This window comes from Nesiotobacter zosterae, from assembly GCF_033843645.1.
GTDB lineage: Bacteria > Pseudomonadota > Alphaproteobacteria > Rhizobiales > Stappiaceae > Pseudovibrio > Pseudovibrio zosterae.
In genome coordinates, this window is record NZ_JAWXVZ010000008.1 from 190255 (window position 1) to 201950 (window position 11696).

At 54.2% G+C, this 11696-nt stretch carries 11 protein-coding genes; 5 read left to right on the plus strand and 6 right to left on the minus strand.

Annotated features, from left to right (window positions below):
* Positions 1 to 9: 9 nt before the first annotated feature.
* Both Q3Y58_RS13695 and Q3Y58_RS13700 read right to left on the minus strand, forming a co-directional pair.
* A complete protein-coding gene (locus Q3Y58_RS13695; protein ID WP_319622623.1) occupies positions 10 to 885 on the minus strand; it encodes an alpha/beta fold hydrolase in 876 nt (291 codons plus the stop codon).
* On the minus strand, positions 882 to 1634 hold the full coding sequence (locus Q3Y58_RS13700; RefSeq protein ID WP_319622624.1) for an alpha/beta fold hydrolase: 753 nt from the start codon (positions 1632 to 1634) through the stop codon (positions 882 to 884). The genes Q3Y58_RS13695 and Q3Y58_RS13700 overlap by 4 nt, the downstream gene beginning before the upstream one ends.
* A gap of 270 nt (positions 1635 to 1904) precedes the next feature.
* Between Q3Y58_RS13700 and Q3Y58_RS13705 the strand changes: the two genes are divergently transcribed.
* From Q3Y58_RS13705 to gpt, 4 genes are read left to right on the plus strand one after another with little or no spacing between them, the layout of a single operon-like run.
* Positions 1905 to 2150: a zinc-finger domain-containing protein gene (locus tag Q3Y58_RS13705; RefSeq protein WP_274218687.1), complete on the plus strand. Its 246-nt coding sequence runs from the start codon at positions 1905 to 1907 to the stop codon at positions 2148 to 2150.
* A gap of 39 nt (positions 2151 to 2189) precedes the next feature.
* Entirely contained in the window at positions 2190 to 3383 is a 1194-nt protein-coding gene (locus Q3Y58_RS13710) for an FAD-dependent oxidoreductase (protein ID WP_319622625.1), read from the plus strand.
* 47 nt (positions 3384 to 3430) lie between these two features.
* Complete coding sequence (locus Q3Y58_RS13715) at positions 3431 to 4180, plus strand: competence/damage-inducible protein A (protein WP_319622626.1); 750 nt, start codon at positions 3431 to 3433, stop codon at positions 4178 to 4180.
* A 10-nt stretch (positions 4181 to 4190) separates the two neighbouring features.
* Complete coding sequence (gpt, locus tag Q3Y58_RS13720) at positions 4191 to 4688, plus strand: xanthine phosphoribosyltransferase (protein WP_274218684.1); 498 nt, start codon at positions 4191 to 4193, stop codon at positions 4686 to 4688.
* Positions 4689 to 4766: 78 nt separating this feature from the next.
* Here the strand turns inward: gpt and Q3Y58_RS13725 are convergent, their stop codons facing one another.
* The 4 genes from Q3Y58_RS13725 to Q3Y58_RS13740 all read right to left on the minus strand — a co-directional run bounded on the left by Q3Y58_RS13725 (position 4767) and on the right by Q3Y58_RS13740 (position 9244).
* Positions 4767 to 5318, minus strand: a complete 552-nt coding sequence (locus Q3Y58_RS13725; RefSeq protein WP_319622627.1) for an RICIN domain-containing protein — start codon at positions 5316 to 5318, stop codon at positions 4767 to 4769.
* Positions 5319 to 5448: 130 nt separating this feature from the next.
* Positions 5449 to 6150 carry a DNA/RNA nuclease SfsA gene (gene sfsA / locus Q3Y58_RS13730; RefSeq protein ID WP_319622628.1) on the minus strand — a complete coding sequence of 234 codons (702 nt, stop codon included), beginning with the start codon at positions 6148 to 6150 and terminating at the stop codon, positions 5449 to 5451.
* A gap of 25 nt (positions 6151 to 6175) precedes the next feature.
* A complete protein-coding gene (locus Q3Y58_RS13735) occupies positions 6176 to 7621 on the minus strand; it encodes a TrkH family potassium uptake protein (RefSeq protein WP_274218681.1) in 1446 nt (481 codons plus the stop codon).
* Between the two features lie 180 nt (positions 7622 to 7801).
* Complete coding sequence (locus Q3Y58_RS13740) at positions 7802 to 9244, minus strand: TrkH family potassium uptake protein (RefSeq protein WP_319622629.1); 1443 nt, start codon at positions 9242 to 9244, stop codon at positions 7802 to 7804.
* A gap of 851 nt (positions 9245 to 10095) precedes the next feature.
* On the opposite strand from Q3Y58_RS13740, the gene Q3Y58_RS13745 reads away from it, so the two are divergent.
* Positions 10096 to 11616, plus strand: coding sequence for a DUF3360 family protein (locus Q3Y58_RS13745; RefSeq protein ID WP_274218680.1), 1521 nt, complete (start codon positions 10096 to 10098; stop codon positions 11614 to 11616).
* Positions 11617 to 11696: the final 80 nt, after the last annotated feature.

Consider the following 11696-nt stretch of genomic DNA (forward strand, 5'->3'; position numbering starts at 1 on the left):
AATTTGCAGTTAAGTATCCAACTCCATGCGAACGCTGGACAAAAATGGCATGATCGAGGCGGTAAAAATGTCGTTCTTGTCACCCGCGACCATGTGCCCCGCCGCCTTGACCTCAGTAAATTGTGCGTGAGGCACCATTTCGATGAACTCGTCGACGTGGTCCTGATTGACCAGCTCGGAGGTTGAGCCGCGGACAAGAAGCACTGGCAGCTGAAGCTGCTTTGCAGCATCAATCAAGGCCTTCTGCGTGGCTTCTGCATGGCGGGCATCCCGGTTGCTCTGTTCGATGAAACGCGGGTCCCAATGCCAATAAAACCGACCGTCAGATTTGAGACGCAGATTCTTCGCAAGTCCATTCAAGGATTTGGGCTTGGGTCGGTGAGGCAGATACTCTGCGATCACGGCCGCCGCCTCCTCCACGCTGGCAAAACCGTCACTGGCGTTCTTCGCCATGAACGAAACGATCTTATCCACCCCGCCCTTATCTAGGCGCGGTGTCACATCTACAAGGATCAAGCCTGACAGGGAGCCCGGCGCATGAGCCCCCTCCGCGATGATAGAGGCCAACCCACCAAGAGAAGCCCCAATGGCAATTGGGGAAATGCCCGTTTCCTTTTTGATTTGCTCGGCAACACTGACAACATCACGGCCAAAGTCTTGAAAGCTGTACTTGTCCTCAACCCATTCGCTGTCGCTGTGCCCACGCATGTCAAGACAATAGGCGCGCATGCCGGCTTCGACGATTTTCTCAGCTGTTCCACCCCAAGAGTGCCGGGTTTGCCCGCCCCCATGAAGCAGCAGGACCGGGGTCCCCTCGGAACCATAGGCATCCGCCGTCAGCTTGTTTTCGTCCGCACCGATAAACACGCGCACCTGCTTGATCATAAAAATTGCTCCAAAAATTCAAGGACACCCTGCTTGAAAACCTTGTCGCCCACTGCAACCATGTGATCCCTGTTCGGAATGTCGAGCACAGAGGCCTTAGGCATCAATGCTGCCAAGGCATGGGGGTCTCCTGCAACTTCGTCTTTAGTGCCAACTGCAATCAGGGTCGGAGCTGTGATGGTCGCGATTTCTTCCGCCAAGATCGGTTTGCGGGTCGATTTCATGCAGGCAGCAAGAGCGACACGATCCGACCCGGTTTGCTCGGCAAAGGCGCGGAAAGCCCGCCCTGTGCGGTCGCTTACGTCCGAAATCCTGTCTGCAAGGAGCGCTTCGACGATGGGCGCAGGGTTCCCCACGCCAGTGATGACACCATACCCCATCCCCCCAAAGACGAGCGAGCGGATACGCTCGGGCTGTTTAAGCGCACAAAAGGCAGAGATGCGTGTTCCCATGGAGTAACCCATGAAATCTACCTTCTCAATTTTCAGGTGATCGAGCAGAGCAAGGGCATCATCTGCCATGATTGGCGCGCCGTAATCCTCCGGCGCATGGTACTTGTGGCTTTCACCGTGCCCTCGATTATCGATGGCAATAACGCGGCGACCATCCTTGACCAGCAAATCAACCCAGCCGGGATAAACCCAGTTCACGTTCTTGTTTGAGGCGAATCCATGGATGAGAAGGATGGGATCTCCTTCGCCCTCATCCAGATAGGCGAAGTTTGCACCATTTCTTGAAAACTGCGGCATTTTATCTCGACGTATACATTAGTGAGCTCTAATCTGACGGCAAGATATAGGGACTACTTCATAAAGAAAAGCGCTGAGATTGTCGGCATTTGACCAATTCACCAAGAGTGCACCCGCCAGCGCTTGGCAAGCAAGGTCGCTGGCCACTTACACCCACCTCAAAGGCTCACACATAAAAACACTTAGGGATAAGCTTAGTGGGCCTGTTCTTTTTGATTTTACGCGACTATTCTCGCGCCAACCTGAGAAATTACGGGAGTCTTTCCAGCGATGGCCGATAAATTTGTTCCCCACTTCCAGAACACAGAAGGGCACGATTCAATCGAAATCGGAGCGCGCGAGTTCATGTGCATCGGGGCCAAGCCTCCTTTCGACCACCCACACGTTTTTCTGGATATGGGCAGCGACAATGAGATTGTCTGCCCTTATTGCTCAACGCTCTATAAGCACAATCCAGAACTTGACACAGATGGTGCAAAGCCTGCCGATTGTATGTGGACACCGGATGCCGCCTGAGCGGTGATCTCAGAGATACGACAATCGGGACGATAGCATATGAGTACCATGCCCATCGCAATAAGCGGTGCTGGCGTTGCAGGAATGAGTACAGCCCTGCATCTGGCAAAAAAGGGACATGAAGTCCATCTGTTCGAGGCCGCTGCAGAACTTTCTGAGGTGGGCGCAGGCCTCCAGCTTTCCGCAAATGCATTGCGCTGCCTTGAGCCCCTGGGCTTGCTCCCAGCATTGAAGGCTGTTGCCACCGCACCCCTCAGCATCGAGATGGCGAATGGGCGCGCTGGCAGCAAGCTGACAAGCATTCCTCTGGGCACGCATGCTGAGGAAAAGTACGGCCTGCCTTATCTGGTAATTCATCGGGCTGATCTTCAAAATGTTCTCAAAGAGGCCATTTGGGCAGAACCGAACATAACTCTGCATTTGGGATGTCGCATCCAGAATGCCGTTCAACACGAAGACGGCGTTTCCCTGGAAGGTGGCCTTTGCGGAAGGCAGCTTGAGACAAGATATGCCTGTTTGATCGCAGCTGACGGCGTGTGGTCGAAGATCCGCAAAAACGCCCTGAACCTGCCACCCGCAGAGTTCAGTGGTCGCGTAGCATACCGAACCACTGTGCCGATCGAAGGCGTTCCGGAGCATATGCGCAACACGACGGGCCTCTGGATGGGTAACAAGAGCCATCTGGTGCACTACCCTGTCCACAATGGCAGTATGCTCAACATCGTTGCCATCCGCCGTGAGGACTGGCACGAGGAGCACTGGGCTTACACGGCCTCCACGCTTGAGCTTCGCAAGGCCTTTGAAGACTGGCAAGACGAGCCGCGGCAAATCCTTGAGCTCAGCGAAAACTGGACACGTTGGGCATTGTGCGGCCTGCGCCCTGACGGCCCCTGGCACAAAGGCCAAATCGCTCTGATCGGCGATGCAGCCCACGCCATGCTGCCTTTCATGGCTCAGGGGGCAGCAATGGGCATTGAGGATGCCTACATACTCTCGTCGGCTATCGAAAAGCTTGGAACGACCTCCGAAGCATTTGCAGCCTATGAGAAAGCGCGCAAACCGCGAGTCGCGCGCGTTGTTCGACAAGCAATAAACAACGAACGCATCTACCACTTGCCTATGCCGGGTTATTTTGCACGCGACATGGTACTGAAAACCAGCTCTCCTGAAAGCTTGCTGGCAAAGTTTGACTGGATATACGGCTGGAAGCCGGAAGATGATGCGCTAAACTAACTAGGGAATCTCGGGCCACCAGCCCAAACCTTCATTAGGCGGATCATATGAGCGAACAAGAAAAGAAGCCGGTCACTGCCGGCTTTGTCGTTGTGGGGGATGAAATCCTTTCGGGGCGAACCAAGGACAAGAACATTGGCTACCTGGCTGATTTTCTGACAGAGATCGGCATTGACTTGTCCGAAGTGCGCATCGTTCCAGACAAGCAGGAAATGATCGTTGAAGCGGTGAACACCCTTCGAGCCAGATACACCTATGTGTTCACTTCAGGCGGCATTGGACCAACCCACGACGACATCACGGCCGATGCGATCGCAGCTGCCTTTGGGGTGCCTATTGATAAGGATCCGCGGGCGATGGCGATCCTAGAAGCCCACTACCCTCCCGGTGAGTTCACGCCAGCTCGACAGCGCATGGCACGCATTCCAGAAGGGGCCGATCTGATTGAAAACAGCGCCTCAGCCGCTCCCGGCTTCCGTTTGGGCAATGTTCACGTTATGGCAGGCGTACCTTACATCATGCAAACCATGCTTGACTCCATCGCACCGACTCTCGAAGGCGGGGATAAGATGCACTCGCAATCAATTGATGTGCCTTTGCCCGAGAGCAGAATTGCGGAAAAGCTCGCCATTGTTCAGGAAAACCACCCGAAATCCTCAATTGGGTCCTATCCGAAGGCAAAAGATGGCGTTTTCACCACACAAATTGTTGTCAGGTCCCGCAGTCTTGATGTACTTCGTGATGCCACATCAGCTGTCGAGGCTCTGGTCGCGGCAGCATTAGGCAAGTCGATCTGAGAGATAAGAAATGGACAGCACTCAACCTAAGGCCTTCCCTGTATCGTGGGACCAGTTTCACCGCGATTGTCGTGCTCTGGCGTGGCGCCTGGCTGACAAAGGCGATTTCAAAGCAATCGTCTGCATCACCCGTGGCGGCCTTGTACCAGCAGGTATCATCGCGCGCGAACTGGGGGTCCGGACCATCGAGACCGTTTGCATCGCCTCCTACCACGATTACGACGATCAGGGCGATCTGAAGGTAATCAAGGCAATCGATCCAAAGGTCATCGGCAACGATGGCGAAGGCGTGCTGATCATTGACGATCTAGTTGACACCGGCAAAACCGCACGGGTTGTCCGCGAGATGCTGCCAAAGGCCCACCTCGCTACCGTTTACGCCAAGCCTGAGGGCCGCAAGATGGCAGATACCATCGTGACAGAGCTCTCACAGGACACTTGGGTTTATTTCCCATGGGATATGGGTTGGCAGTTCCAGCCGCCAATCTCAAAAGACACCGCAGGCTAACAACCTGCGACAAGGGTCTTCAAAAAGGCGTCCGTAGCGGCGCCTTTTTTCTTTTGCAATGAACCCGGGCTGGAAACGTCACGGCCTCATGCCACCCGCCTCGATGACGTGCCAGCGTGACAAGGATGTATCCGCAACATCGCAATACTCCATGTAAAGGCTGCGCCACTTGTGGTCAGGCGAAAATGTGGTGTGGGAGTCATCGCCTGCGACCATGCACAGGTTGGTATTCTTGAGCTGCACTTGCTGCTGGTCGTTGAACTCGAAATGCTGAAACGGCTTGGCAATCAGAAAAGGTTCGCGTGCGTCGCACACCTTGAGCATCAAGGCATTGCCGGAAAGCGCCGTGCCATTGTTGCCCATCACCGTGACGCAACCACCATAGGTCGGAAAGTAAAGCGTCCCATCCTCCCGAAACTCAATAACCTCATCGTGATAGACCTGAGGCCCTTTGCAGTTGTGAGCTGTCAACGGCATGTCGAAGCGAACGTGCTCCCCACTGCCAACCACATCAATGCAGTAGCCATCGTTTGGCCGATCAAGCTTGTCAATCAGCTGGAGATACTGGGGTGTTTCGGCGAAGCTCTGTGTGCTCGCAAACAATAGGCAAAAGCTCAAAATCTTCTTCATGGGGCGTCTTCCCTAGCGATTGACGGGGTAGCGCCTTTTGCTGTTCTTGAAACAAAAGGCCGACCACAACATGCCCGTCAATTAGCTGCGCCCCGTCAAAAGACAAGTGACTTGAAAGCAGACGGTGTGTTCACACGACTTCAGCAAGACCGGTGACCTTGATCTCGTCCTCAGACAGAGCACAGGTCAGCGCATAGAGTTCTACGCCTGCCGCCCGCGCACGCTCGAAAGCTTCGGCGTACTTTGGGTCTATGTCGGAGGCAATAGAGACCCGGCGACAATCATCGCGCTGAATGAGGAAGACCATGGCTGAGCGATGGCCTTCAGCCACCATTTCACAAAGTTCATCGAGGTGTTTTGCGCCACGTGCGGTAACTGCGTCTGGAAACTCAGCAAGTCCCTTTTCCCGAGAAAGGGTCACGTTCTTTACCTCAACGTACGTCTTCTTGCCCCCCTCACCTTCGAGCAGAATATCGATCCGCGAGTTCTTGCCGTATTTCACTTCCCGGCGCAGGGTGTCAAAGCCGGAAAGCGCTGGGATGATGCCCGCTTTGATTGCTTCTTCAACCAGCCCATTGGGCCGGGAAGTATTGATACCAACCATGGCGCCATCGATTTCCAGAAGCTCCCAAGAGAATTTCAGCTTTCGCTTCGGGTTGTCCGAAGGTGTCAGCCATACCCGAATGCCTTCTCTGGTCAAACCCATCATGGAGCCCGAGTTAGCGCAATGGGCCGTCACGACCTCACCAGTGCCATCCAACTGGATGTCTGAGAGAAAACGCTTGTAGCGCTTGATCAGGCGCCCGGTTACGAGCGGAACCTCGAACTTCATGGAAAAGCTCCAAATCGATTGATTGTTACTTGGACCAGAAATCCGGGTCCAGAAGGATCAGAACTGTAAACAGCTCAAGGCGCCCCAGCAGCATGGCTGCGCTCAGAATCCACTTCACAGCGTCAGGAAGTGGGCCAAACGTCCCAGAAGGGCCAATGACCGGACCAAGCCCTGGCCCAACGTTACCCACGCTCGTTGCCGCAGCAGAAACGGCAGTCACAAGATCCAGATGGAACGTGGAGAGGATCAAGGTCAGCAATCCGACTGTCCCAAGATACACGACAAGGAAAGCCAAAACCGAGAAGGTGAGCTCCGGTGTCAGGCGGGTGTTGCCATAGCTTTCGGAAATGACCCGGTTTGGGCGCACCATGCGGCGCATATGTGCCTTCACGGTGCCAAAAAAGACCAAGAAGCGAAACACCTTGATGCCGCCGGTAGTAGACCCCGTACAACCGCCAACGAACTTCAGCAACAACGCAAGGCCTATGACTGGCGCACCCCAAGCGGTGTAATCACCCATGGCATAACCCGTCCCCGTGACAACGGAAACCACATTGAAGGTTGCCTGAAGAAGCGCATCGCTGAAGGCAACTGTCCCGCTCACCCCCAGATAAATGGTAAGCGCCAGCGCGATGAAAAGAAGAAAATATAGGAAGGCCCGCACCTGAGGATCGCGCCACAACAGCATCGGTTTGCCGCGAAACGCCTGAATCACCAATACGAACGGAAGCGAGCCCACAATCATGAAGAACACTGCGATCCATCCGGTCATTGGGTTCTCAAAATAACCGAATGAGGCGTCATGGGTCGAAAAGCCGCCAGTGGAGACCGTGGTCAGCGAATGGTTGAACGCATCAAACATGGTCATACCGGAAGCCCAGTAAAGAATGATGCACAAGCAGGTAAGGAACAGATAGGTCAAGCCGATATAGCGGATCAACTCCACCGAACGGCCAACGATCTTCTCGCTTTGGTCAGAGCTCTCGGTCTGGAACAGTTGCATACCACCAATGCGCAGGAACGGCAGAAGCACGATTGCCATAACGACGATACCAACGCCGCCCATCCACTGCATCAAGGACCGCCAGACCAAAAGGCCGGGAGGCAAGCCATCCAGCCCCGACAACACCGTAGAACCGGTAGTGGTGAAGCCTGAAACCGCCTCGAAAGCTGCATCCACATAGGCAATGCCAAGCCAGAGAAACGGGATCGCGCCGAATGCCGGAATGGTAACCCAAGCCAAGGTCGTGAGGATGAAAGTCTGCCGCGTGTCGAGCCCTTCCTCCAACGCATTGCCCATGGCCACGACGAGCAGCAAGCCGACCAAGCCAACAATAAGCGCGGACATGACAAAGGCTTGCCAGTCAGCGTTACGCGCAGCAACATCAACGATCGCTGGGATCAGCATGGCGGACGCGAGGCCTACATAAAGATGGCCCAGAACGCTTAAGACAGGTCGAATTGAAATCACGGCCTAAACTCTGATCAGCGACCGGCGCTGTTTCTATGGAATTCCCCTAGGACTTGGCAAAATAGGCTGACTAACGGCTAAGCTGCAAGCCTTTACGGTCTTCGTGCTTAAGGAAGCTTCTGATCTCCACAGGAACCGGTGCCCCAAAAACAGAACGCCGAGGCCACTGATCGAAGAGCCTTACCGCCAGAACTCGGGATCAAAAAGGACGAGAACCGTAAACAGTTCGAGGCGCCCCAGCAGCATCGCAACGGAGAGCACGATCTTTGCGTTGTCCGGTAATGATGCAAAATTGCCAACAGGACCAACAACTTCGCCAAGTCCAGGACCAACATTGCTAACCGCCGTTGCCGCGGAGCTGAAGGAAGTCACCAAGTCCAGCCCCATTGCTGTAAGGATCACGGTGATCACCCCAACCGTAGCCATATAGACCACGAGGAACGCCAGAACCGAGAACGACAGATCAGGCGTGATCTTGGTATCGCCATAGCGCACCACGACAACTCGGTCCGGCCGAATTAGCTTTTTCATGTAAGCGCGAACGGTGCCGAAGAAGACGATGAACCGCAGCATTTTGATACCGCCGGAGGTGGACCCTGTACACGCGCCAAAAAAGGTGAAGGTCAGGATCAGGCCCACCATCGGAGGCCCCCACGCAATATAGTCCCCCAAGCCAAAGCCTGTTGTTGTGATGATGGAAGTCACGACAAACAGCGAGCTGATAAACGCCTCTGTGAACGCAACATGCTTGTCGATACCAAGATAAAGGCAGATACCGGCGCTGGATAGAAAGACTGTTCCAAGGAAAACGCGCACCTGCGGGTCTTCGAACAGCGCCCACGATCCCTGCCGCAAACTCTTGATCATCATTACAAATGGCAGGCCGGATGCCAGCATGAAAATGATGCAGACCAGAAGGGTGGAGTTATTGTCAAAATAGGCGAAGGATTCATCGTGGGTGGAAAAGCCGCCAGAAGACAGGGTCGACATGGCGTGGTTGATCGCATCAAAGGCCGACATCCCAGAGATACGATAAAGCACCGCGCATAGCAGCGTAAGCGCTACATACACACCGCCGATCCAACGCACCAAATCGCTGGCCCGACTGACTACTTTTTCACTTCTGTCAGAGCTTTCAGCACGAAAAAGCTGCATCCCTCCAATCCGCAGAAGCGGCATCAACACGATGGCCATGACAATAATGCCAACGCCGCCAAACCAATGAGACAATGAGCGCCACAGCAGCAGTCCAGGCGGAAGCGTATCAAGTCCAGTAAGAACCGTAGAGCCTGTCGTGGTGAAACCGGAAATGGTCTCAAACGCAGCATCAACGTAGCCAATTCCGAGGCCAAGAAACGGCAAAGCGCCAAATGCAGGAATGGTGACCCAGGCTAGTGTCGTCAGCAAAAACACCTGCCGCACATCAAGCCGGTCATTCAATGACCCGCCTAGCGCTGCAACGAGCAAAACACCAATCATGCCGACGATCAGGCTCGACATGACGAAGGCCTGCCAATCAGGGTTTCGCGCGGCCACGTCTACTATGGCCGGCACCAGCATGACCAATGCCAAACCAACATAGAGATAGCCGAGTATGTTCAAAACCGGACGAAGTGGGATCACGGTAACACTCAAACACTAAGCGGCGCGGCAAAAAGCAGCGCGCATTACACTGTTGGAATTAGAAGCGCTCAGCGATCGTCGGGATACGAATGCCCCACCCCGCTCCAATCGAAGAGCATTTTCTCGTGACCAATGCCAGATACTCCCCCTCAAAACCAGATCTTTTATTGAGCATGGGCCATGCATGGGACGCGGACCCGCGAAAGCACGTGCCGCGAGCAAGCCTGCCTTACTCGCAACGTAATTGCGCATACGTTGAAAGTTCCGGCTTATGGAACGCACGCTGATCGCCTTGAGTCACCTACGTCACCTAACCGACTCGTGCGCTGCACCACCCTGTTGATGAGATAACCACAGCTATCCAAGACAGCTTCCCCGCACAAATATTAGACAAATGACTTACGGCATGGTGTCACACCGGGTTTATACGCATATGCGCCCTAATGAGTATTCCTAGGTTATTTTTATACTTAAAACAGTTCAAAAATACGATGTATCTGCGACCATTAAGCCACCTTAAAAACACTGGATTCTTGATTACCGATTATTGCAGCCGCAGAAACAGGCCACTTACCCTGTCTAGGATTTAGGTCAAAAGTCGAATGCCCTTTGGTCGCTCAAGGCCAACGCTAGGTGATCTGATATTCCTCACAGCAAGTTATACGTTTAAATACGTGCGGTTTTGTAAATTTAATACTTATTGCTCGAAGTCCCAGCACTAGCTAAAAAAGCGGCGAAATTTAATAGTCTGAGCGGAGTACCTTCCATTACTTCCAGCTCTCCTCAGATTGACTTTCAGGTCACGCACATGCGCCCTGAAACATTTCGGCTACAATGGAGACTGTGCTGATATGCTTCAGCAGACAAAAGAAGACCAAGAAAAGTCTTATGGTGAGCTACATCGCCCTTCCAGCGAGTTTGCCACCCGGACTGAATATTTGGATCATGAACTGCAGATTATGAAGCCCCGTCGCTGGGCTTTGAACCTGCCATACCGCGACTTCCGCTTTGAGCTGGAAGACTTTGTACCAGCAATCGCAGGCACCATTGGCATCTCCGTGATGTACTCGGCTGTGATGACTGCCTGGGCAACGGGCCTCACCGAGAGGTGGGATCACGTGAACCTTGGTGCCGAGTGGATCATTGAAGTGGTCCGCATCGAAATGCTGATCCCTGCTCTGCTGTTTTGTATCATTGGTTCAGGTTTTCTGAACCCACGGGCAAACCTTGCGGGCAACCACGGCCCAATGATCCCGCTCATCGGCGTGATCGCGCTTGCAGGTGCTCACCCACTGGCGTTGGCCATTTTGCTCTGTGCGTTCGGTGTGCTGCTGAGTTACTTCAAGGGCGGTTCTCGCCTTGTGAACCTGACAAGTCAGGGTGTCGCGGGCGGTTTGCTTGTTTACTTGGGCTTCATGGGCGCCAAGGGACAGATCACATCGCTGTTCACCTGGGCAAGCGGCCTTCAGGCTGCACATGGCCTTGACTACAGCCTGGGCTATGTTGCTCTGGCCATTCTTGCGCTGAACATCATCCTTTATGCGTTCCTCGCCAAGATTGGTAAGCGTTGGCTGGCCATTCCTGCGTGTTCAATCGCCGCTGTTGCTGTGGCGCTGGCACTGGGTGCAGGTGTTGACCTTCAGTTCACCACGGCTCCGGGCCTGCCAAACATGAACCCTTGGTACTGGTGGGGCTCTACGGAGACCGGCTGGCAGCTTGGTCTTCCAAACCTCAGCCACTTCATTGCATCTCTTCCATTTGCAATCCTGGCTGTTGCCATGTGGTCACCTGACTTCCTTGGTCACCGCATCTTCCAGGAGCTGAACTATCCAAAGAACACCGACCGCGTCCTGATGGATGTGGACGACACCATGACTTGCTGCTCCTTGCGCCAGTTCACAGGTACGTTCTTCGGCGGTGGTAACATCACTTCTTCCTGGGGCACCTACATGATCCCGGCCGCAATTGCGAAGCGTCCAATCCCTGCAGGCGCAATCCTGCTCGGCGCGCTCTGCATCATCGTGGCAACCCTGGGCTACCCAATGGATGTTGCTGTATGGCAGCCTGTGATGTCTTGTGCTCTGCTGGTTGGCGTGTTCCTGCCACTTCTTGAAGCTGGCCTTCAGATGGTTCGCGACAACAACGACACCAACGCAGCGGGTATTTGTATCTTCGCAGCATTTGTGACCAACCCAGTGCTTGCTTGGGCGCTGACCATGTTGCTCGACAACAATGGCCTGATTGGTGACAAGGATCGTGCAGCGCGCTTGACCGTTGCTGACCGCATCATCATTCCAGGTGCAGCTGTAATCATCTGTACTCTGGCAATGGCTGCTGTCGGCATGCTGCCAGGCATTCCTGCACTGCTCTGAGGTCACTTACAGAACGATCGAAAAGCCCCGCCAAATGGTGGGGCTTTTTTTTGGAGCAAAAACGCTGCTTTTTGCCCTCT